The 22,327-nt window shown below is 30.5% G+C and carries 21 protein-coding genes, 1 pseudogene and 1 riboswitch; of the genes and pseudogenes, 19 read left to right on the plus strand and 3 right to left on the minus strand.

Annotation, left to right across the window (positions count from 1 at the left end; all coding sequences use genetic code 11):
- The 19 genes from WBG30_RS05765 (at nt 1) to WBG30_RS05855 (ending at nt 19,726) form a co-directional block, all read left to right on the plus strand.
- Complete coding sequence (locus tag WBG30_RS05765; RefSeq protein WP_424503694.1) at nt 1-1,065, plus strand: pyridoxal phosphate-dependent aminotransferase; 1,065 nt, start codon at nt 1-3, stop codon at nt 1,063-1,065.
- On the plus strand, nt 1,052-2,050 hold the full coding sequence (gene hemA, locus WBG30_RS05770; protein ID WP_424503695.1) for a glutamyl-tRNA reductase: 999 nt from the start codon (nt 1,052-1,054) through the stop codon (nt 2,048-2,050). Before WBG30_RS05765 ends, hemA begins: the two co-directional genes overlap by 14 nt.
- Complete coding sequence (gene hemC / locus WBG30_RS05775) at nt 2,035-2,934, plus strand: hydroxymethylbilane synthase (protein ID WP_424503696.1); 900 nt, start codon at nt 2,035-2,037, stop codon at nt 2,932-2,934. Before hemA ends, hemC begins: the two co-directional genes overlap by 16 nt.
- A complete protein-coding gene (gene cobA / locus WBG30_RS05780; protein WP_424503697.1) occupies nt 2,927-4,384 on the plus strand; it encodes a uroporphyrinogen-III C-methyltransferase in 1,458 nt (485 codons plus the stop codon). Before hemC ends, cobA begins: the two co-directional genes overlap by 8 nt.
- Nucleotides 4,385-4,398: 14 nt before the next feature.
- Complete coding sequence (gene hemB, locus WBG30_RS05785; RefSeq protein WP_424503698.1) at nt 4,399-5,370, plus strand: porphobilinogen synthase; 972 nt, start codon at nt 4,399-4,401, stop codon at nt 5,368-5,370.
- Between the two features lie 69 nt (nt 5,371-5,439).
- Entirely contained in the window at nt 5,440-6,732 is a 1,293-nt protein-coding gene (gene hemL / locus WBG30_RS05790; RefSeq protein WP_424503699.1) for a glutamate-1-semialdehyde 2,1-aminomutase, read from the plus strand.
- 45 nt (nt 6,733-6,777) lie between these two features.
- Nucleotides 6,778-7,236: a precorrin-2 dehydrogenase/sirohydrochlorin ferrochelatase family protein gene (locus tag WBG30_RS05795; RefSeq protein ID WP_424503700.1), complete on the plus strand. Its 459-nt coding sequence runs from the start codon at nt 6,778-6,780 to the stop codon at nt 7,234-7,236.
- A gap of 27 nt (nt 7,237-7,263) precedes the next feature.
- A complete protein-coding gene (locus WBG30_RS05800) occupies nt 7,264-7,968 on the plus strand; it encodes a Crp/Fnr family transcriptional regulator (RefSeq protein ID WP_424503701.1) in 705 nt (234 codons plus the stop codon).
- Between the two features lie 186 nt (nt 7,969-8,154).
- Nucleotides 8,155-8,919, plus strand: coding sequence for a formate/nitrite transporter family protein (locus WBG30_RS05805; RefSeq protein WP_424503702.1), 765 nt, complete (start codon nt 8,155-8,157; stop codon nt 8,917-8,919).
- Nucleotides 8,920-8,949: 30 nt separating this feature from the next.
- A complete protein-coding gene (gene asrA / locus WBG30_RS05810) occupies nt 8,950-9,957 on the plus strand; it encodes an anaerobic sulfite reductase subunit AsrA (protein WP_424503703.1) in 1,008 nt (335 codons plus the stop codon).
- Nucleotides 9,950-10,768: an anaerobic sulfite reductase subunit AsrB gene (gene asrB / locus WBG30_RS05815; protein ID WP_424503704.1), complete on the plus strand. Its 819-nt coding sequence runs from the start codon at nt 9,950-9,952 to the stop codon at nt 10,766-10,768. Before asrA ends, asrB begins: the two co-directional genes overlap by 8 nt.
- 10 nt (nt 10,769-10,778) lie before the next feature.
- On the plus strand, nt 10,779-11,753 hold the full coding sequence (asrC, locus tag WBG30_RS05820; RefSeq protein WP_424503705.1) for a sulfite reductase subunit C: 975 nt from the start codon (nt 10,779-10,781) through the stop codon (nt 11,751-11,753).
- Nucleotides 11,754-11,761: 8 nt separating this feature from the next.
- A complete protein-coding gene (locus WBG30_RS05825; RefSeq protein WP_424503706.1) occupies nt 11,762-12,118 on the plus strand; it encodes a sirohydrochlorin chelatase in 357 nt (118 codons plus the stop codon).
- Nucleotides 12,119-12,310: 192 nt separating this feature from the next.
- Nucleotides 12,311-13,735 (plus strand): leucyl aminopeptidase, encoded by a 1,425-nt coding sequence (locus tag WBG30_RS05830; protein ID WP_424503707.1) that lies wholly within the window; start codon nt 12,311-12,313, stop codon nt 13,733-13,735.
- A 270-nt stretch (nt 13,736-14,005) separates the two neighbouring features.
- Nucleotides 14,006-15,322, plus strand: a complete 1,317-nt coding sequence (locus tag WBG30_RS05835) for a cobyrinate a,c-diamide synthase (protein ID WP_424503708.1) — start codon at nt 14,006-14,008, stop codon at nt 15,320-15,322.
- Between the two features lie 186 nt (nt 15,323-15,508).
- Nucleotides 15,509-15,621, plus strand: a riboswitch (FMN riboswitch).
- A gap of 77 nt (nt 15,622-15,698) precedes the next feature.
- On the plus strand, nt 15,699-16,607 hold the full coding sequence (locus WBG30_RS05840) for a DMT family transporter (protein ID WP_424503709.1): 909 nt from the start codon (nt 15,699-15,701) through the stop codon (nt 16,605-16,607).
- A 68-nt stretch (nt 16,608-16,675) separates the two neighbouring features.
- The gene (locus WBG30_RS05845; RefSeq protein ID WP_424503710.1) at nt 16,676-18,463 is read left to right on the plus strand and encodes a bifunctional metallophosphatase/5'-nucleotidase; all 1,788 of its coding nucleotides are present in this window, start codon (nt 16,676-16,678) and stop codon (nt 18,461-18,463) included.
- 148 nt (nt 18,464-18,611) lie between these two features.
- Nucleotides 18,612-18,959, plus strand: coding sequence for a hypothetical protein (locus WBG30_RS05850; RefSeq protein WP_424503711.1), 348 nt, complete (start codon nt 18,612-18,614; stop codon nt 18,957-18,959).
- Nucleotides 18,960-19,240: 281 nt separating this feature from the next.
- Nucleotides 19,241-19,726, plus strand: a complete 486-nt coding sequence (locus WBG30_RS05855) for a DUF2628 domain-containing protein (protein WP_424503712.1) — start codon at nt 19,241-19,243, stop codon at nt 19,724-19,726.
- Between the two features lie 42 nt (nt 19,727-19,768).
- Here WBG30_RS05855 and pgl read toward each other — a convergent pair whose 3' ends face one another.
- From pgl to WBG30_RS05870, 3 genes and pseudogenes are all read right to left on the minus strand, one after another.
- On the minus strand, nt 19,769-20,413 hold the full coding sequence (gene pgl, locus WBG30_RS05860) for a 6-phosphogluconolactonase (RefSeq protein WP_424503713.1): 645 nt from the start codon (nt 20,411-20,413) through the stop codon (nt 19,769-19,771).
- A complete protein-coding gene (zwf, locus tag WBG30_RS05865) occupies nt 20,410-21,915 on the minus strand; it encodes a glucose-6-phosphate dehydrogenase (RefSeq protein WP_424503714.1) in 1,506 nt (501 codons plus the stop codon). The genes pgl and zwf overlap by 4 nt, the downstream gene beginning before the upstream one ends.
- A 10-nt stretch (nt 21,916-21,925) precedes the next feature.
- Nucleotides 21,926-22,327 (minus strand): annotated as a pseudogene (locus tag WBG30_RS05870) (6-phosphogluconate dehydrogenase); the annotation flags it as partial.

Genomic DNA, 22,327 nt, shown 5'->3' on the forward strand with positions numbered 1-22,327 from the left:
ATGGAGCTACATGGGGGAAACATATACAAATTAAAACGTGAAAAAGGTTTGGAGGTATTAGATTATAGTGCCAATATAAACCCAATGGGTCTGTCTGACAGATTGAAAAAAGAAATAGGTAAAAACTTATCTGTTTTGGAAAAATATCCCGATCCAGACTATTTAGAGATGAAAGAGGTAATAGCTAGACACAATAAAGTAGAGGTTGAAAATATAATCGTAGGAAACGGTGCTACAGAGATTATGTTTTTATATGCTAAAAATCTAAAACCTAAAAAAGTCCTTATCATCTCTCCTACCTTTGCAGAATATGAGAGAGCTCTAAAAATTGTAGATTGTGAAATTGATTATTTTCAGTTAAAAGAAGAGGAAGATTTTATATTGAATATACCTAGGTTAAAGAAAACTTTGGAAGATTCATATGATCTATTGGTAGTATGTAATCCTAATAATCCTACAGGAAAATTTATAGATAAGGTTATCTTAGATGATTTGGCTATATCATGTAAATATAAGGGAATAAGTATATTACTAGATGAAGCTTTTATAGAGTTTGTAGATGGCAGTATGGATAGATCACTGGTAGAATACAAGCATAAAAATGTATTTATTGTGAGAGCTCTTACTAAATTCTTTGCCATTCCGGGACTACGTTTGGGATATGGTATAACCTTTAATGAGGAATTAAAGGGAAGGATAGAAAAAAATAGAGAGCCTTGGAGTGTTAATGCAATAGCGGAACTAGCTACTAAGGTTCTACTAGAAGACAGTGAGTATATAAAAAAATCTGAAACTTGGATTAAGGAAGAGAAAAAGTTCATGTATCATGAATTAGAAAAAATAATATGTGTAAGACCATATATTACAGAGACAAATTTTATTTTGGTGAAATTGATGACTGGGATGAAAGTAAAAGAGTTTAGAAAAAAAATGGTTACATTGGGTGTTTTGGTCAGAGATGCCAGTAATTTTAACTATTTAGATGACAAGTATTTTAGACTGGCTATAAAAGATAGAAGAAACAATATAAAAGTTTTGAGGTGTGTAGAAGATGCAATTAAATAAATTTTATATATTAGGAGTTACTCATAAGGATCTTACTTTGAAAGAGAGAGAAACCTTTATACAAGGTGGCCCTAAAAAAATAATGGAAAGCCTTGTAGAAGAAGGTGTTGTTAATGGCTATGTTTTACTTGAGACCTGTCTTAGAGTTGAGATATATATGGAATCTGAAAATATAGAATTAGTAAAAGAAAAATTTAATATAGGTCCATTATTTGTTAAAAAAAGTGGAGTTGAAGCTGTAAAATATCTATTTGATGTGGTCTGTGGATTTAACTCTATCATAAAAGGAGAAGATTCTATCTTATCTCAAGTTAAAAATAGTTTTTTTAACGGACTAGAGGCAAAACATACAACTAAAACTTTAAATGTTATTTTTAATAAAGCTATTGAGGTAGGGAAAAAATTTCGTTATAAAAGTCAAGTTTCAAAAAACGCTATGTCTCTAGAAGCAATAGCCTTAAAGTTTATAAGGGGACACTTTGAGAATTTAGACGAGAAGAGAATATTTATAGTGGGAACAGGAGAGATGGCTGTAGCTATACTCAATATATTTACTAGAAATAACATAAACAATATTGTCATGACAAATAGAAGTCGTATAAGGGTATTAGAATTAAAAGAAAAATATAATATCGATATAGTAGATTTTGATGACAGATATTCTGAGGTAGAAAAATCAGATATAATCATCAGTGCTACCTCTGCACCACATGCAGTATTATTGGAAAAAAATATAAAAAAATTAGATTTGACAAGGGAAAAAATATTTTTAGATCTAGCAGTTCCGCGAGACATAGAATCAGGTATTGAAACACATCCAAATATAAACCTCTATAATCTAGATCACTTGTGGGAAGTGGTTAGAGAAAACGAAGAAAACCGCGAGAGACTTTTAAGAGAATATAGATATATATTAGAGGATCAAGTAAGAAATTTATTAAAATATTGTGAGTATAAAGGGGATTTAAGATGCAAAAAAAGATAATTATTGGAACTAGAGCAAGTATTTTAGCAGTGGCGCAGGCAGAACTGACTAAAAAGATGTTGTTGGATAGCTGTGATAATTTAGAAGTGGAAATAAAAAAAATTATTACCAGTGGAGATAAAGACCAAAGAACCAATTGGAATAAAGATAATAAATCCCTTAAGGATATGTTTGTAAAAGAGATTGAAAGAGCACTTTTGGATGGTGACATACATCTAGCAGTACACTCTATGAAAGATATGCCTGCTATATCTCCTAAAGGTCTTACAATAGGTGCTATCCCTATGAGAGAAGATAATAGAGATATTATGATTACTAATTCAGGAGTTACTTTAGACGAGCTACCACAAGGTTCAATAATAGGGACTAGTAGTTTGAGAAGGGTAGAGAGTATTAGAAGTTTAAGACCTGATCTAGTAATAGAACCTATACGTGGGAATATTCATACTAGGATAGAAAAGTTAAAAAATGAAAATTTTGACGGAATCGTGCTTGCTTATGCAGGATTAAAAAGAGTGGGATTAAAAGATCTAGCTACTGAAATATTTGATTTCAAAAGAATAATGCCAGCCCCGGCTCAGGGAGCACTATGCATCCAGTGTAGAGAAGGGGATAAGTTTACTCTAGACTTATTAGATAAAATAAATCACAAGGAAACTAACTTAATTATCGGTGCAGAAAGAGAATTTTCTAAGATATTTGGTGGTGGATGTACGACTCCCATGGGATGTTATGCAGTTATAGATGGTGATAGTATCAAGATACATGGAATGTATTTTCATGGAGATAAAATCTATAAAGATGAGATAACTGGAGATAAAAATAATGGAAAAGAATTAGCTGTAAAATTAGCTAAGATCATTAGGGGGCAGATAGATGGTTAAGGTTTATATAGTAGGAGCAGGCCCTGGAGATTTAGAACTATTGACATTAAAGGGCAAAAGATGTATAGAAGAAGCTGATTGTATTGTCTATGATAGATTAGTAAATCCCCAAATACTGTCTTTAGCTCAATCAAAATGTGAATTGATATATTTAGGGAAGGGTAACACCCAAGGTGGAGTTATTCAAGATAAAATAAATAAAACTATAGTAGAAAAAGCTCTTCAAGGTAAAATAGTTACGAGATTAAAGGGAGGAGACCCTTTTGTTTTTGGTCGTGGAGGAGAGGAGATCTTGGCTCTAAATGAAGCTAAGATAGAGTTTGAGGTAGTTCCTGGAATTACATCTTCTATATCTGTACCGTCTTATTCTGGAATACCTGTTACTCATAGAAATATAGCTCGCTCATTTCATGTGTTTACAGGACATACTTCTAAAGAGGGAACTTGGCATAATTTTGATGCTATTGCTAAGTTAGAAGGGACTTTAGTATTTTTAATGGGAATTAAAAATTTAGATCTAATAGCTAGTGATTTGATGAAATACGGGAAATCTCCTACAACTCCTGTGGCTATAATAGAAAAAGGAAGTACAAGTAAGCAGAGGGTAATCGAGGGGACTTTAGAAACCATTGTTGAGATAGCAAAGGAACAAAAAGTTGTACCACCTGCAATTATAATTATTGGAGAAGTAGTTAACTTGAGATCAGAATTCAACTGGTTCGAAAAATTACCACTATTTGGTAAAAATATATTAACTACAAGAGATTATAAAAAATCTGTAGAATTTGCCTATGAAATAGAGAAGTTAGGTGGGAAAGCTACTGTAATTCCCCTTATAAATATAGAGCCATTAGATGTTGAATTAGATATAAGAGACGCTAAAGCAATATTGTTTAATAGTCAAAATGGTGTAAAAACTTTCTTTGAAAAATTAGATGATATACGTATATTAGGAGATAAAAAAATAGGTGTTGTAGGAATAAAAACCTATGAAGAATTATTAAAATATAAAATAAAGCCTGATTTTATGCCTGAAAAATATTTGGGAGAAAGATTAGCTGAAGAAAGTGTTGATTTTACAAAAGATGGTGATAAGATCTTATTTATAACATCGGATATTTCACCTATTAAGACAGAGGAATGGTCTGAAAAACTAAATAGAAATTTTGTAGCAACTAGAATATTTAAAACGGAAAAAGTAATAATAACTGATATAGAGGATAAGATAAAAGAAGTAGATATGATTACTTTTTTAAGTTCATCAGCTGTGGATGCCTACATAGAGAGTTTAGGAGATAAAAAGCATAACCCTAACATAAAGATAGCATCTATAGGTAAGATGACAACAAAAAGCATTAAAAGTTATGGTTTAGAGGTAGAGATAGAAGCTGAAACTTCTACAGCACAAGGTTTATTAACAGAGGTTAAAAATTATTATACTAACTTATAAAAGGGAGAAGAGCAATGTTTAAAAGACACAGAAATTTAAGAAAAACAACTGGGATTAGAAAATTAGTAAGAGATGTATATATAAGTGTGGATGATTTGGTATATCCAATATTTTTAGAGGAAGGAACTGGAATTAGAACTGAGATCTCTTCTATGCCTGGACAATATAGAATGTCACTTGATATGTTAGATGCAGAGTTAGATACATTGAATGAGTTGGGTGTTAACTCAGTATTACTATTTGGTATTCCTTTGGAAAAAGACTGTGTTGGAAAAGAAGCTTATAATGATACTGGGATTGTACAAGAAGGAGTTAGACAGATTAAGAGACACTCACCAAATATGGTAGTTATAACTGATGTTTGTATGTGTGAGTATACTTCTCATGGACACTGTGGTATCATTGATGAATCGGGTGTTATAAACGATACTACTATAAAATATATGGCCAAGATAGCTTTATCACATGCAAAAGCTGGTGCAGATATAGTAGCACCTTCGGATATGATGGATGGAAGAATAAGAGCAATTAGAGATATCTTAGATGAAAATGGATTTAAAGAATTAGCTATTATGAGTTATAGTGTAAAATATGCATCATCATTTTATGGACCATTTAGAGAAGCTGCAGATTCTGCTCCTACGCATGGAGATAGAAAGCAATATCAAATGGATTATAGATTTAGTATAGATGCTGTATCTGAAGTTAGATCAGATCTTGAAGAAGGAGCGGACATTGTAATAGTAAAACCGGCTTTAGCATACCTTGATGTAATCAGAAAGGTAAGGGATACATTTGAAGTTCCAGTAGTTGCATATAGTGTAAGTGGAGAATATTCAATGATAAAAGCAGGAGCATTAAACGGTTGGATAGATGAAAAAAATATAGTTATGGAAAAAACATATGCAATGAAAAGAGCAGGAGCAAATATAATCATTACCTATTTTGCAAAAGATATTGCTAGATGGTTAAGAGAAGATAAGTAAAAATTAAAATAAAATATTTAGCCACCAAATTTTTCATTTGGTGGCTAAAAAAATAAAAGAGGAGCAGTTATGAATTATAAAAATTCTGAAGATATCTTTAAAAAAGCGGTAAATATTATTCCAGGAGGAGTAAATAGTCCTGTTAGAGCGTTTAAATCAGTAGAAAAAGAATTCCCTATATTTGTAAAATCAGCAAATAAAGCTCATGTTATAGATGAAGACGGAAATAAATATATAGATTTTATTCAATCATGGGGGCCTATGATATTAGGGCATAATGATGAAAGGGTAATAAAAGCAGTTCAAGCTGCTATCTTAGATGGTTGTTCATTTGGGTTACCTACTAAAAAAGAAGTTGAGTTAGCTGAATTAATCATATCTATGGTTCCTTCTATTGAAAAAGTGAGGTTAACTACATCAGGAACAGAGGCTACAATGGCAGCAGTAAGGGTAGCCCGTGCATATACAAAGAAAAATAAGATATTAAAATTTGAAGGGTGTTACCACGGTCACTCAGATTCATTATTAGTAGCAGCAGGATCTGGATTATTAACTGAAGGATATCAAGACAGTAATGGTCTTACAGAAGGTGTATTAAGAGATACACTGACATTACCATTTGGAAATTTAGAAAAAGTAGAAAAATTAATGGAGAAAGAAGAAATTGCTTGTATCATAGTAGAGCCAATCCCTGCTAATATGGGTCTTATTGAAACTAAAAAAGAATATTTAGAAGGACTACGTAAATTATGTACAAAGCATAACACTCTGTTAATATTTGATGAAGTTATCAGTGGATTTAGAATCTCAAGTGGAGGGGCTCAACAACACTATGGAATTACTCCTGATTTAACTACATTAGGAAAGATAATTGGTGGCGGATATCCTGTAGGAGCATTTGGGGGAAAGAGAGAAATAATGGATATGATAGCACCTGTAGGAGACGTATATCATGCAGGTACACTATCGGGAAATCCTATCTCAGTAACTGCTGGATTTGAAACTTTAAGTATACTAAAAAATAATCCATCTATATACACAGATTTAGAAGCTAAAGTAGATTATATTGTAGAAGGGATATATAAATTATCTAAAAAATATAATGTGCCAGTATGTGTTAATAAAGCAGGTTCTTTATTTACTATATTCTTTATAGATAAGATAAAAGTAGAAACATTAGAAGATGTAATGGCTAGCGATACTAGTAAATATTCTAAATACTTTAACGCTATGTTAGAAAATGGAGTAGTAGTACCTCCTTCTAAATTTGAGGCCCACTTTATGGGAATAACTCATAATTTTGATCTCTTAAACGAAACTTTATCTGCCATGGAAAAAGCATTTATAGAGATTTCAAAGTAAACATAAAAAGAAAAGGTTTGGACACAGAGATGAGGAGATAAAATTATGTCAAAAAAGTATTTTCCAATCTTACTGGATATAGAAAAGAAAAATATCCTTGTAGTTGGAGGAGGAAAAATAGCTTATCGTAAGATAAAAACACTTTTAGATTATGGGGCAGAAATAGAGGTTATAACTCCTAAAATTGTAGAAGATAAGATACAGCTTTTATTCGATGAGAAAAAAATAGATATTACACTGAGAGACTTTGAAGATAGTGATATCGAAAATAGATTCTTAGTTGTAGGAGCTACTAACAATAAAGAGTTAAATAAGAAAATCTATGAATTAGGAGACTCTAAAAATATTTTGGTTAACAATATAACAACGAAGAAAGATTTAAATGCAAGGTTTTGTGCTATTCATAGGGGAGAAAATTTTCAAGTAGCCATCTCAACAGATGAAGGAGATCCAAAAAGAGCATTGGAATTAAAAAAGCAGATAAAAGTAAGTTTGGAAGAGTAAAAACAGAGTATTATATGGAGGTAGATCATGAAAATAGATCAATTATCAATATTTAAAGATCTTAATCCAGAAACTATAACTTTTTTAGAAAAAAAGTTAATTATTAGGGAATATAAAAAAGGTGAATTTATTTTTTTTGAAAAAGATCAAGTTGAAAAAATATACATAATAGTTTCTGGAAGGGTAAGTATCCATAAATATACTCAAAAAGCACAAAAAAAAATAATGTATATATTAGGTAGTGGAGAGATTATAAATGAGGTTATTTTTGATAATCTCCCTGCCAGTATAAATGCTGAAGTTTTTGAAGATACTGCAGTGTTAGAGTATTTTGCAAAGGATTTCAAAATAATAATGGAAAAAGATTTTAAATTAACATATAGAATTATACAATCTTCTGGAAGAAAAGTTAGAAGACTCTATAGGCAGTTAAAAAATACAGTGCCCATTAGTCTAGATAAGAAAGTAGCATCTAAATTATGGAAACTCTCAAAGGATCATGGGATGATGTGTGAAGTAGAAGAAAATAATTCTGACACTTCTCCTAAAAAAGATCATTGGATAGGACTAGAATTTAAAATAAGCATAACATATTTAGCTGATATGTTAGGAAGCACTAGAGAAACCATATCTAGAGAGTTAAAAAAATTAGAAAAACAAGGCTATATTAAATGGATAGATAAAAGAATCTTTGTAAAAAGAGAGGAACTTAGACAATTTTATAGAAAATAAGATAACGTGATGTGTATCACGTTATTTTTTTATACATTTTGTTAGAATAGAGTTAGAATTTATAGTGAAAAAAATATTTTGATCATATTTAGAAGTTCAGAATCATATTTTGGACAAAGATCTTTGATCTAACATATTATTTTCAGTATTTACTGTAGTAAAAATATTATATAGGAGGAATAAATTATGTATGCAGAAACACTAGAAAAATTATCTAATGCGGCATTTGGAAAAAAGAAACTGATAGAGGAAAGTAAGGGTAAGTATTTTTTAGCATCTGTTATGGCAGGGCTTTATGTAGGGTTAGGAATATTTCTTATCATGACTATTGGTGGATTGACTAAGGGGATGGGACCACATTTTAAAATATTTATAGGTTTAGGTTTTGGAATTGCCTTAAGTCTCGTTTTAGTTATTGGATCTGAACTTTTTACAGGAAATAATATGATCATGACTGCTGGTTTGGCAAATAAAAAAGTATCTTTAAAGGATACACTCAAAGTATGGGGAACAAGTTATATAGGAAATTTAGTAGGATCTACTATCATAGGTGTATTATATGTATTTAGTGGAGCTCCTAAAGGTAAGGTAGGAGAATTTATTGTAGCTCTTTCAAAAGCTAAGATGTCAGGAGATCCTACATCTCTATTTTTTAAAGGTGTTTTATGTAATATTTTAGTTTGTTTAGCAGTACTTGCTTATATCAAGATGAAGAGTGAATCAGGAAAATTAATTATGATATTTTGGTGTCTATTTGCATTTATTACATCTGGATATGAGCATAGTATAGCTAATATGTCTATATTTACTGCGGGTCTATTACTTAATCATGGGGCAGAAGTATCTTTAGCTGGATATGGACACAATATTCTTTGGGTAACTTTAGGTAATATTGTAGGTGGAGGAGCTATAGGTTTAGTATATTGGTATATGGGTAGAAAAACTAAATAAAGTACATAACATAGAATTGGAGGGATGAATTTGAAAATTTCAATGAGCAAGACAAATTTTAATGAAAATCTGAAAAAATTAGAAGAAAAATATAAGATATATGCACCTAAACTTTTCCCATTTGCAGGGAAATTTTCTGACACAGATTTAGTAAGGTATGCAGAGGTTTCTACCATTGAAGAGATGGTATTTGATAAAAAATCTAACTTTTCTCCTAAAGAAATATTGTTACCACAAACGGAAACAATGTTTTATTTTACAGAACAAGAATATAAAGAGCCAGAAATAGAGGAAAAGGGCACTTTAGTATTTTTAAAATCTTGTGATCTTCACAGTGTAAAAATATTTGATGAGATCTATTTAAAAAATAAATTTTCTGATATTTATTATAGCCAGAGAAGGGATAAGATAAAATTTGTTATTGTCGGTTGTAAAACAGGTTTTGACAGTTGTTTCTGTGTAAGTATGGGAACTAACATTCCCGAAAATTATCATATGGGAATAAATATAAGAGATAATGAAGTACAATTAGAGATTTTAGATGAAGAATTAAAAACTAATTTTCAAGGGAAAGAAAAAGATTTTGAAATAGATAAGGTCGTTATAAACAAGATTGAATTAAATGTTCCAGATGAGATAAATTTAGAAGATGTAATAAATTTAGACCTATGGAGAGAATATGATAAAAGATGTGTAGCCTGTGGTAAATGTAATTTTGTCTGTCCAACATGTACTTGTACAACAACTCAAGATATCTTCTACAGTGAAAACAAGAACACAGGTGAGAGGAGAAGAGTGTGGGCATCGTGCCATGTAGATGGATTTACAGATATGGCAGGAGGTCACGAATTTAGAAAAAAACATGGTGACAGAATGAGATTTAAAACTATGCATAAAATTGGAGATTTCAAAAAGAGATTTGGATATCATATGTGTGTAGGCTGCGGAAGATGTGATGATGCCTGCCCTGAGTATATTTCTTTTTCAAATTGTATAAAAAAATTAACAGCAATATTAGGAGGAGGAGAAGATGAATAATATTTATATGCCAAGTCCTTATAAAATTTTAGATATTCAACAGGTAACAAATATAGAATGGCTTTTTAAGGTTGAATTCGATAGAGCAGATGAGATCAACTACGGTCAATTTATTCAAATATCAATTCCTAAAGTGGGAGAAGCTCCTATTTCTGTGACAGAATTCAATGCTGAAGAGGGATGGATAGAGTTTTTAATTAGAAAAGTTGGAAAAGTTACAGATGTTTTATTTGATCTAAAGGCAGGAGATACACTATTCTTGAGAGGCCCTTATGGAAATGGATTTCCATTTGATGAAAAGTATAAGGATAAGCATCTAGTAATCGTAGCAGGAGGATCTGGGTGTGGACCAGTAAGATCTATGATCAATGCAGTTCATAAAAAGTTTGAGTCTGTTAAAAAGATGGAACTTATCCTAGGGTTTAAAGATACAAACTGTATAATATTTAAAGATGAGATAGGAAGTTGGCAGAAAGAAAATAATTTGGTACTAACTGTAGACAAGATGTGTGAGGGAGATAGTTGTGACTTAGGAATCAATGAGGGCCTTGTAACACAACATGTAGATAAATTGGACTTGTCGAATATAGATGATTTAGAAGTAGTAATAGTAGGACCACCAATGATGATGAAATTTGCAGCAATGGAATTTGAAAAACATGGGGTACCTGAAGAAAAAATATGGCTCTCATTTGAAAGAAAGATGTCATGTGCTGTAGGGAAATGCGGACACTGTAAAATAGACGAAACTTATGTATGCTTAGAAGGACCTGTATTTAACTATACAAAAGGGAAAAAACTTTTAGATTAAGGGGGATAAGATGATTTTAGATATAAATAGAAAAAAAGTTACAAAAAATGCTTATAGAGTCACTAAAGTAAGAGAGAAGACTGCCCTGAGAGTAAGAGTCCCCGGTGGAGAAATTACAGGAGATCTAGTAGAAATTGTATCTAAAATAGCTAATACTTATGGTGATGGGAGAATTCATTTAACCACTAGACAAGGATTTGAAATCCTAGGAATAGATTGGAATGATATGGATAAGGTAAATGAAATGGTGGCTCCTCTAATGGAAAGACTAGAGATAAATCATATAGATGCCAATGCAGGATATCCAGCAGCAGGAACAAGAAATATAGCTGCCTGTATAGGTAACAAAGTCTGTCCTAAAGCTCAATACAATACCACTGAATTTGCTAAGAAAATAGAAAAAGCTATATTTCCAAATGATTTTCACTTTAAAGTAGCACTTACAGGCTGTCCCAACGACTGTCAGAAAGTAAGGATGCATGATTTTGGAATAATTGGGATGACACTACCTAAATTAGATAAATCAAAATGTGTATCTTGTGGAAGATGTGTAAAAAAATGTAAAAGCTTATCTACAGGAGCATTAACAACTGTTAACTATAAACCTCAAAGGGATCATGATAAGTGTATAGGGTGTGGAGAGTGTGTTTTAAACTGTCCTACATCTGCTTGGACTAGAGATCCTAAAAAATATTATAGATTAGCTATAATGGGAAGAACAGGAAAAAGAAATCCTAGGTTAGCTGAAGACTGGATTATATGGGCTGACGAAGCCAGTATTATAAAGATAATTAAAAATACTTATGATTATGTGGACAAACATATCGATAGAAGTTTGCCAAAAGAGCATATAGGGTATATAGTAGATAGAACAGGGTTTATGGAGTTTAAAAAATGGGCTCTTAGAGGTGTAGATCTCCCTGAATATTCTGTTATGAAAAATAATATATATTGGTCTGGTATGAAATATCCTGGAATAAAGTAGGTGATTACATGAGAGGAATCTTAGTAGTAGGGCATGGAAGTAAAGTCTTGGAAGTAAATGAAAAATTTAAAGAATTGATCAAAATTTTGAGAAAAAGTACAGGAAAAGATGTTAGAGGAGCAAATTTAACCCTAGCTGATCCAAAGTTAGAAGAAGTTATAAGATCTATGTATTCAGAAGGATTTAGAGAAATTACAGTGATCCCTTATTTTCTATCTAATGGGTCGCATGTGACAGAACATATTCCTAGAATTTTAAAAGAGTTAGAATCAAACTTAGAAGGATTAACTTTTTTACTGGAAAATTCATTACTACTTAATTCACTTGTAATAAAAGCTATAGAGAAAAAAATTAATAATAATTAAAAAGCTCTAGTTTAAATACTAGAGTTTTTTAATTATTGACCATTATTTTAAGTGCTTTGTTTATAATTTTATTACTTTAAATAATTTTATAAAATAAAATTATAATTTTTTTATAATCATTACAAATTTACTTGATTATATAGTTTGGATATACTATACTAGGGATAGAATACATTAAAACTGGAGGAGATTATGAATATTAAATTAGTAAAAGATTTTAGCAAAATCTACGATGCATATGTAATGCCAAAATTTGAAGGAGAGGTACATATCTACGACGGGTTAAACGATGAAGAAAGGATAGTTTTGGAAAAATTGATTGAAAAAAAAGAATTTACAGGTAAAAAGCAAACATCTATTAGCTGTGAATTAATGCATAAAGGTAAATTAGTTAACATAACTTATATTGGTCTTGGGAAAAGAGAAAAATTAAAGGCCTATGATGTAATAGAAGGCTTCTACAAGGAACTTAAAAATCTAGATGGAGATATCTTAGTAGGGACTCATGGTGTAGAAGTTAGCCAAGCAGTAGAAGCTGTACACTATGCTAAATATGATTTTGATAAATATAAAACAGAGAAAAAAGAGAAAAAGGAATCTAATTTCGATATATTTGTAGAGGAAGAAACAGATGCTATCTGTGAAGGTACAGTATTAGCAGAGTCAGTAATGTTAACTAGAGATTTAGTAAATGAACCTGCAAATGTTATCTTCCCTGAGAGTTTAGCTCATGAAGTTAAAGTATTGGGAGAAAAATATGAATTTGAAGTAGAAATATTTGATGAAGAAAAAATAACAGAACTAAAAATGGAAGCATTTTTATCGGTAGCTAGAGCTGCTGAAAAAAGACCTAAATTTATCGTTATGAGACATCTAGGAGATCCTTCTAATCCTACAGAAATACATGGACTAGTAGGAAAAGGATTAACATATGATACAGGTGGATTATCATTAAAACCTAGTGCAGGGATGTCTAATATGAAAACAGATATGGGAGGAGCTGCTACTGTTATAGGAGCTATGTGTGCCCTTTCTAGAATGAAAGTAAAGAAAAATATAGTAACCGTAGTCGCTGCATGTGAGAACTCAATTGGAGGGAACGCTTACAGACCAGGAGACATCATTGGATCTATGGGTGGAAAAACTATAGAAGTAGATAATACAGATGCTGAAGGAAGATTAACTCTTATTGATGCTGTACACTATATAATCAATCATGAAAATGTAAAAGAAGTAATAGATGTAGCAACACTTACAGGAGCGGTGTTAGTAGCTCTAGGAATGTCTACAACAGGTGTATTAGCTAATAACGATGAAATGTACAAAGAATTAGAGAAAGCTTCTGAGACAGCAGGTGAAAGGGTATGGAGATTACCTAACTTCCCTGAATACAAAGAACTTTACAAATCTAAGATTGCAGACCTTAAAAATACAGGTGGAAGATTTGCTGGAAGTATCACGGCAGGAATGTTTATAGAGGAATTTGTAGGAGATACTCCTTGGATGCATCTTGATATTGCTGGGACATCTTGTGCAGATGCACCATATGGTTATTATACCCATGGTGGAACTGGACAAATAGTAAGAACTCTTTATAATTACTACGTGAAGAAGTAATTAATAAGTGAAATTTAATTTATTGAAGAGTTAGTTTAAACTAATTTAATCTTCTTAGTTAATAGAGTTTATTCTCTTAGCTAAGAAGATTTTTTATTTGAAATTTTTAGTTAGACCCTCATCCTTTTACGTTGCTCCCTACGAGGGAGAAAGTGCACGAAGGGCGAGAGAGGGTCTATTGTTTTTATCTTTGCAAAATTGCTTAATGAATTGTATAATTTTAGTATTAAAATTTATAAGGGAATATATCCTTTTAAAATAGGGGGAGAAATGAAAAAAATACTTATTGCAGGAACTTCTAGTGGAGCTGGGAAAACAACAATTAGTACGGCCATAATGGGTGCTTTAGAAGGTGTATCACCATTTAAGGCAGGGCCTGATTATATAGATCCAAAATTTCATGAGTTTATAACTAAAAATCCATCTAATAACTTGGATCTTTTTATGATGGGTGAAGATGCAGTGAAATATATATTTTCTAAAAATACTAAAAAAATTAGTATAGTCGAGGGAGTTATGGGACTTTATGATGGTTTAAATCATGAGTTAGATAACTATAGTAGTGCACATCTATCCCGTGTTTTGGATATTCCCGTAATTTTAGTAGTTAGTGGAAAGGGAGCCTCTACAAGTATTGCAGCTACGGTACTGGGGTTCAAGAATCTAGATCCTAGAGTAAAAATAAGAGGAGTCATATTAAATAATGTTGGAAGTGAAGGATTGTATAACCTTTTAAAGGAAGGGATAGAAAGATATACAGAAATACCATGTGTAGGATATTTTCCAAAGGATGATAGGGTATCTATAAGTGAGCGTCATCTTGGCTTACAACAAGCCAGTGAAATTGATGATTTAAATGAAAAAATCGAGATATTAAAGGATATGGCAAGAAAATATATAGATTTAGATAAGATATTAGAAATTGCAGAAGATGGGTATGATGCCCTAAAATTTAAAAATCCAGCAGAACGTCTAAAAGGCAGATTTAGAGGAAAGAGAGTAGGAGTAGCAAAAGATAGAGCGTTTTCATTTTACTATTCTGAAAATTTAAAACTGATGGAATATACAGGTATGGAAATAGTAGAATTTTCTCCTACAAATGATTCACATCTACCTCCTAATCTAGATTATATATATCTAGGAGGAGGGTATCCAGAGATATTTACTAAAAAATTATATAAAAATAATTCTATGATGGAAGAAATAAGGGGAGCTTCCAAGAAAATTCCAATCTATGCTGAGTGTGGAGGGTTCATGTACCTTACAAAGGGAATAAGGCAGTTAGATGGGGGCTTTGATCCTATGTGTGGACTGTTAGACATAAAAGTAGAGATGAAGCCTAGACTCAATATAAAAAGGTTTGGATATGTAGATTATAAGAGTAAAGATGGAATAACTGGTAGATGTCATGAATTTCATTATTCAGATATATATGATGTAGATGAGAAAAAATTATATTTTGAACTGAAAAAAATGAATGGGAGGATATGGTCGTGTGGTTACGAGAAGGATAAGATTATTGCAGGATACCCACACATCCATTTTTATGGTAATTTGGAAATTTTTGTAAAAATATTTGATAGATAATCAAAAATAACTAGAAAAAAATTTATGAATTTTAAGTTATTCAAGAAAATATGAATCAGAAGCACTCATCCATCACATAAGCACAGGATAGAAGATATTGAGAAATATCTTCCAGAAGCTATGACTTATTACAATAAATAATGTTGACAGAGTAAACTATTAAGTTTATAATGAGTCATAAATTGTATAAAACTTCGGGGCAGGGTTTGATTCCCTACCGGCGGTGATAGTCCGCGAGCTTAGGCTGAATCAGTGAAATTCTGATACCGACAGTATAGTCTGGATGATAGAAGTTATTTAAAAACGGAACAAATATCCTAATTTTTAATGCCCTAAGTTCACTTGGGGTATTTTTTTTACTAGGAGGAACAAAGTAATGGAAAAAAGAAAAAGTAAAATAGGTGGTTTGGCAATAGTTATCGCGGCTAGTTTATGGGGATTAGATGGAATAGTTTTAACACCACGCCTATATAATCTAGATACAAAATTTGTAGTTTTTATGCTCCACTTACTACCATTTATTGGAATGAACTTTATATTTTATAAAGAATATAGAGTATTAAAAAAGTTTACTAAGTATGATTATATATTTATGACATTAGTTGCACTCTTTGGAGGAGTGATAGGAACACTATCCATTGTAAAAGCACTATTTTTATTAAATTTTCAACATCTTACAATAGTAACACTTCTACAAAAATTACAACCAGTATTTGCAATTGTTTTAGCTAGATTTATCCTTAAAGAAAAAATTGCCAAAAAATTTGTTTTATGGGCTGTATTGGCTTTAGTGGCTGGTTATTTTTTAACTTTTCAATTTAATAATCCATTCTCTATGGAACATAAAAATATGTTAGAAGCATCTATGTATGCTATCGTTGCAGCTTTTGCTTTTGGTAGTTCTACTGTTTTTGGGAAAAGAATGGTTTCATCAATTTCTTATAAGCAAACATTATTTTTTAGATATGGACTTACAACACTAATCCTTGCAGTTATAAATGTTCTAACTAATAATTTTGGTGAGTTTACGAAGATAACAAACCTTAACTGGCAGATATTTATAATTATTGGATTAACTAGTGGAAGTGGAGCAGCATTTATATATTATTATGGACTAAGACATGTAAAGGCAAACGTAGCTACAATCTGTGAACTTTCATTTCCTATATCAAGTATTTTATTTGATTATCTCTTTAATGGGAGTGTATTATCACCTATTCAGTGGGTAAGTATGAGTGTCATGGTTTTTTCTATAATTAGAATAACTAAATTAAAAATAGATTAAAATTATTATTTTTTTCCTAGGTATTCATGTGCTATAATGACACTACTTAATTAAAAGGATGTGAAAAAATGAAAAAAATATTTAAGCTAGTGATTGGTTGTTTGATTTTAGGGAGCATGTTATTTGCAAAAGAAGTTGATGTAAAGATCTTAGGAACTTCCGATGTACATGGAAGAATTTCACCATGGGATTACTCTACTGATATGGAAAATTATTCGGGAGGATTTTCACAGATCTCAACTTTGGTAAAAAAATATAGAGAAACAAATGATAATGTTGTTTTAGTTGACCTAGGAGATGCTATACAGGATAATGGTATTGAAAAATTTAATGATATATATTATAAGGAAAATAAGCATCCTATAATGCAAATCTATAATGCTATGGGTTATGATATGATAGTCCCAGGGAATCACGAATTTAACTTTGGAATGGATTTTTTAGATAGAGCCTTTGATCAATTTAATGGAGAGATCTTAGCTACAAATATCTATACAAAATCAAATGGAAACTATTATAAACCATCCACTATAGTAGAAATAGAGGGTGTAAAAATTGGAATAATTGGTGTAACGACTCCACTTATAGAACAATTTGAAGAGGGGACTAACAATCTAAGAGATTTGGTTTTTAGAGATCCTATAGCAGAAATAAAAAAAGAAATAGTAAAATTAAAGAATAAAGGTGTTGATAGCATTGTATTGTTGGCCCATATGGGATTACCAAATGAAAATAATATAGCAGGAACAGGAGTTATAGACATAGCAAATGAAATTTCAGAAATAGATGTTATCTTAGCTGGTCATTACCATAAAAATATATCTAAAAAAGTAATTAATGGCGTATTAATTACCGAACCATATAAATACGGTAAAGCTATTTCAATAATTGATTTAAAATTTGATGTGACAGATAAAAAAGTAAAGTTAATATCTAAAGGCACTAAAACTGTTTCAATTAAAAATGTGAAATCCGATAAAAATATTGAAGCAATCTATAAAAGATTTCATGAAAAATTAAGAGCAGATGCTAATATCGTTGTCGGTAAAACGAAAAAAGACTTAGTACCTACAAACGAATTGAAAGGAATACCATCAATTTATACTAAAGATACTGGGCTTGCTACCCTATTTGGAGAGGTCGGCTTCTATTTTGCAAAGAAAAGTGGTGTAGATGTAATTGCTCTTTCTGTAGATCAAGAAAATGCAAAGTTAGATATGGGATTAATAAAGAAAAAGGATATCAACTACAACTATAGATATACAGGTGGAGAAATAACTGTATATGAAGTTACTGGTAGAGATCTAAAAGACTATTTAGAGTGGTCAGCAGCTTATTATAATACGATAAAAGATGGTGACTTATTAATTAGTTTTGATTTAGACAGGAGAAGTGAAAAATATGCTACGTATGATTTTGCTAAAGGAATTATATATGATATTGATATTAGAGAAGTATCTGGAAATAGAATCAAAAATTTAAACCTTCTAAATGGAACTTCTATCAAAGATAATACAAAAATTAGATTAGGAATGAATTCATATAGAATGGAAAGAATGTTAGGTAAGGGTGGTGCTCTAGAAGGCAGAACTAATATAAAAAAAATATGGGATTCTAAAGAAGTATATGGTGAGATGGATGGTACAATTAGATATATGACAATGAAGTATATTAAAGAGATTAAAAACGGGATAATAGATGTAGAAGCTAGTAACAACTGGAAAATTATTGGATTACCCGATACTAAGGAGAGTAGATTAGCTAAAAGATTATTAAATGAGGGGAAAATAAATCTTCATAATAATGGCAGAGCAACAAATATATCTTCTATAACTTTAGAAGATATCAAAAAATAAAGGAAAAAGATAATCACCTATTCAGTAATTTAGAATAGGTGATTATCTTTTAAATTAATAAAAATTAATAAACTTCTTGATAAATCATTAAAACTGAGGTATATAAATAGTATGAGGTTTTAGTTGTTTATTAATGGAGGGAGATATTATGACAGAAAAATGGGAAAAAGTATTGGAATTAGTGTCTGAAATCAATAAAAATAATTTTGAAGATTTTAATGACAATATTGTCTATCATTATTTTAGACGTTTTAAAAAAGAACTACCATTTAGCTTTGAAAGACATCTAGAAAATACAAAAAAAGAAAAAAATACCAGTTTTTTAAAAAGAAGAGATGTTTTAAGGAAAATATTTTCAGATTTTTCTTTGGAGACAAGGGAAGATATAGTAAATTATTTTCTTTATAAATTCCATAAATGTAAAGTATCTAAAAAAAGAATTTTAAAATTAGAAGAATTTTTAGAAAGTAATAGAGAAGAATTATTTGAAAAATAAGACGATTAAAAGACTGTAGATTTTTACAGTTTTTTTTATAGAAAAAATAGAAAAAATAATTTATGTCTTGTGATTATGGAGTTATTCATAGGGTATTTATGAATCTTCAAGTATCTTATGGTATAATAAAACATATTAGTTCACCAATTTTTACATCTTTGATAATTATTTCCTACGATGTAAAAAATCTAATGGTAATATAAATACTATCAATAGATGTGAAAAAAAGGATAGATAAAAATAAAAATAGTCGTATACCAACGGCATAGGGAGGAAAAATAGTGGATAATGATAGATTAATCAGTGCCTATATTGGCGAAAAAGAAAGTTTAGAAAAGAGTAAAAAAACTTTAAACTGGTATAAAGACTCATTTGAAAAAGGAGATCTTTCAGGAGGGTTCTCATGGAAATGGTCTTGGTGGGCATTTTTTGGAAATTGGTTGTATTTACTCTATAGAAAATGTTACCTTGAGGGGATATCTTATTTTTTATTAGTACATATCTTAGGAGCTGTAGCTAATAAATATATGCCAAACATAGGTGAAATGGTAGGTGGAGCATCCCTATTTATTGGATTGCTTTCAGGAGGATTACTTCACAATCTCATATATAGAAGATTTTTAAAATCAAAAACTATTATAGAAAATAAATCTGTTTTTAAAGAAGAGATGGAAAGTAAGATGAAATCTATTGGAGGAACCGATAAAAGAGCTGTAATAATAGGTATTGTTATTTATATTATTACAAATACAGTATTCAGTTTATAATCTATCATTTAGGGAGCAATTAAATAATTGCTCCCTAAAATTTTATTTTTTATAGGATAAAAATTCTGGATTTTTAACTTTTGATATAGGAAACTCTTTAGACATAGAGGACCCGATAATGAGTATCTTTTCAATCCCTAATAAAAATATTTTTCTTTTAGCTTTATTTATTATACCCATTCCAAAGGAAATTCTCTCGTGTGAATGTCTCCTACTAGATGTCACAATAATATTTTCTGATAAATCAACTTCATTTTTTTCAAAGATAGATGCAGTATGTCCATCATTTCCGACTCCTAAAAATATTAAATCAAATATAATATCACCTTTAAAATGTTTTAAAATATCATTTTCATATTCTTTTTCAGATTGTTCTATAGACGAAGAGTAATGTATATAATGGATATTTACACTAGGAATTTTAATGTTTTGTAATAAAAATCTATTTATCATATTATAATTGCTATCTATATTATCTAATGGTACCCACCGTTCATCAACTAAAAAAATATTTATATTTTTCCATTTGATATCTTCTACAGCTAGTAATTTAAAAAATCTAATGGGGGTTTTCCCTCCAGAAAAAGCAATATCTAACTTTTTTGTTCTTTCTAGTTCAAATTTTATTATATTTATAGCGTCTATAGCCATTAATTTTTCCGATTCAAATATTTTTATAGAAATCATATTTTCCACTTCCTATCATCTTTTTTCATGAGAAGTTTACTTTCCTTAGGCCCCCAATCACCGGCAGAATAATTTGGAAATTTAAAGTTTATTTTATTGAAATATTCCACTATAGGATCCATGAATTTCCACATTTCCTCTATCCCATCCTGTCTTGCAAATAATGTTAAATCCCCTTTTATACAGTCAACTATCAACCTTTCATAAGCTGTGAGGGAAATAGTATCTAATTTAGAGTAATTGAAGTTCATCTCTACTGGATGGGGATAATTATCTACTCCAGGGTATTTCATATTTATCGACAGTGATATTTTTTCCTCAGGCTGAATAGAAAAAATAAGCTCATTAGCCAGGATATCTCTGCAAGTATTTCCAAATAACTTGAGTGGAGGAGTTTTAAAAGTTATAACTATTTCAGTTAATTTTTTATTTAATCTTTTCCCAGCCCTAACATAAAATGGAACTCCTGCCCAACGCCAATTATCAATATGAAATTTACCAGAGAAAAAAGTTCCCACATTAGAATTACTGTCTACATTTTTTTCATTTCTATATCCCGCAATATCTTTTTGTTTTATTTTTCCAGGCCCATATTGTCCTAAGACTAAGTTTTCAGTCATATATTCTTCACTCATACTAGATATATTTTTAAAGATTTTTACTTTTTCATCTCTTATACAGTCAGCTTCAAAATTAGTAGGAGGCTCCATAGAAACTAGCGCTATAAGCTGCATCATATGATTTTGAATGATGTCTTTTAAAACACCAGCTTTTTCATAAAAATTTCCACGGGATCCAATCCCAATATCCTCTGCTACTGTAATTTGAATATGATCTATAAAACTTCTATTCCATAAAGGCTCAAATATACTATTTCCAAATCTGAAAAACAAGATATTTTGGACAGTTTCTTTTCCTAGGTAATGATCGATCCTATAAATTTCGTCCTCTTTAAAGATTTTATGTAGATTATCATTTAAATTTATTGCAGATACAGTATCAATTCCAAATGGTTTTTCTATGATAATCTTCTTTTTAAAAGGTTTATCACACAGGTCTAAGTTTTGAATTAACTTTAAGATGTTTTTGGCTAAAGTAGGAGGAGTTGCTAAATAAAATATTATTTGATATTTGTTTATATCTTTAAATTTACAAACATATTTGTTTATACTTTCTATTCCTTCTAACTTCTCAGAATTCCCATTGACATAGTTAAATTTTTCTAAAAAACTATCCTCAACATCTATTTCTATTTCTTTAAAACTACTCTCAATAGAAGTTTTAACTAAGGTTCTATATTCAGCTTGGGTTCTATTCTTTCTACCATAGGAAAGAATATAGGAGTCATTATTTAACTTGTCCAATTTAAAGAGGTTATAAAGAGCTGGCAATAATTTTTTTTTACTTAAATCTCCTCCTCCTCCAAAAATAATTAAAATAAAGGGCTGAGTATTTACCTCGATACCAATTGGGTCACATAATGTTTTCATATCTAAATCCATTCTATCCCTCCTACTTCTCCTTTATACTATGTCCTCCAAACTCATTTCTCAAACTTGCTAAAACTTTATCACCAAAGGTTTCTTCTTTTCTAGATCGAAATCTTTGTAGGAGTGATAGAGTAATCACAGGGGCTGAAACATTGTTTTCAAGTGCTTCTAATACTGTCCATCTCCCCTCTCCTGAATCTTCTACCCATCCTTTAATATTATTTAGATCGGGGTCATTTTTAAACATATCTTTTGTTAAGTTCAGCAAAAAAGATTCTATAATACTACCATGTTGCCAAACATTTGCTACCTTATCAAGGTCTATATTAAATTCTTCCTTAGATTTTAAGATCTCAAATCCTTCAGCATAGGCTTGCATCATACCATACTCAATACCATTGTGTATCATCTTTACAAAATGTCC

Origin of the sequence: Psychrilyobacter sp., assembly GCF_049671765.1 — a bacterium.
Taxonomy (GTDB): Bacteria; Fusobacteriota; Fusobacteriia; order Fusobacteriales; family Fusobacteriaceae; genus Psychrilyobacter.

Excerpts from the sequence above, each read along its gene's own strand:
- WBG30_RS05765 (WP_424503694.1), top strand. The coding sequence starts at position 1 with ATGGAGCTACATGGGGGAAACATATACAAATTAAAACGTGAAAAAGGT.
- hemA (WP_424503695.1), top strand. The coding sequence starts at position 1,052 with ATGCAATTAAATAAATTTTATATATTAGGAGTTACTCATAAGGATCTT.
- hemC (WP_424503696.1), top strand. The coding sequence starts at position 2,035 with ATGCAAAAAAAGATAATTATTGGAACTAGAGCAAGTATTTTAGCAGTG.
- cobA (WP_424503697.1), top strand. The coding sequence starts at position 2,927 with ATGGTTAAGGTTTATATAGTAGGAGCAGGCCCTGGAGATTTAGAACTA.
- hemB (WP_424503698.1), top strand. The coding sequence starts at position 4,399 with ATGTTTAAAAGACACAGAAATTTAAGAAAAACAACTGGGATTAGAAAA.
- hemL (WP_424503699.1), top strand. The coding sequence starts at position 5,440 with ATGAATTATAAAAATTCTGAAGATATCTTTAAAAAAGCGGTAAATATT.
- WBG30_RS05795 (WP_424503700.1), top strand. The coding sequence starts at position 6,778 with ATGTCAAAAAAGTATTTTCCAATCTTACTGGATATAGAAAAGAAAAAT.
- WBG30_RS05800 (WP_424503701.1), top strand. The coding sequence starts at position 7,264 with ATGAAAATAGATCAATTATCAATATTTAAAGATCTTAATCCAGAAACT.
- WBG30_RS05805 (WP_424503702.1), top strand. The coding sequence starts at position 8,155 with ATGTATGCAGAAACACTAGAAAAATTATCTAATGCGGCATTTGGAAAA.
- asrB (WP_424503704.1), top strand. The coding sequence starts at position 9,950 with ATGAATAATATTTATATGCCAAGTCCTTATAAAATTTTAGATATTCAA.
- asrC (WP_424503705.1), top strand. The coding sequence starts at position 10,779 with ATGATTTTAGATATAAATAGAAAAAAAGTTACAAAAAATGCTTATAGA.
- WBG30_RS05825 (WP_424503706.1), top strand. The coding sequence starts at position 11,762 with ATGAGAGGAATCTTAGTAGTAGGGCATGGAAGTAAAGTCTTGGAAGTA.
- WBG30_RS05830 (WP_424503707.1), top strand. The coding sequence starts at position 12,311 with ATGAATATTAAATTAGTAAAAGATTTTAGCAAAATCTACGATGCATAT.
- WBG30_RS05835 (WP_424503708.1), top strand. The coding sequence starts at position 14,006 with ATGAAAAAAATACTTATTGCAGGAACTTCTAGTGGAGCTGGGAAAACA.
- WBG30_RS05840 (WP_424503709.1), top strand. The coding sequence starts at position 15,699 with ATGGAAAAAAGAAAAAGTAAAATAGGTGGTTTGGCAATAGTTATCGCG.
- WBG30_RS05845 (WP_424503710.1), top strand. The coding sequence starts at position 16,676 with ATGAAAAAAATATTTAAGCTAGTGATTGGTTGTTTGATTTTAGGGAGC.
- WBG30_RS05850 (WP_424503711.1), top strand. The coding sequence starts at position 18,612 with ATGACAGAAAAATGGGAAAAAGTATTGGAATTAGTGTCTGAAATCAAT.
- pgl (WP_424503713.1), bottom strand. The coding sequence starts at position 20,413 with ATGATTTCTATAAAAATATTTGAATCGGAAAAATTAATGGCTATAGAC.
- zwf (WP_424503714.1), bottom strand. The coding sequence starts at position 21,915 with ATGGATTTAGATATGAAAACATTATGTGACCCAATTGGTATCGAGGTA.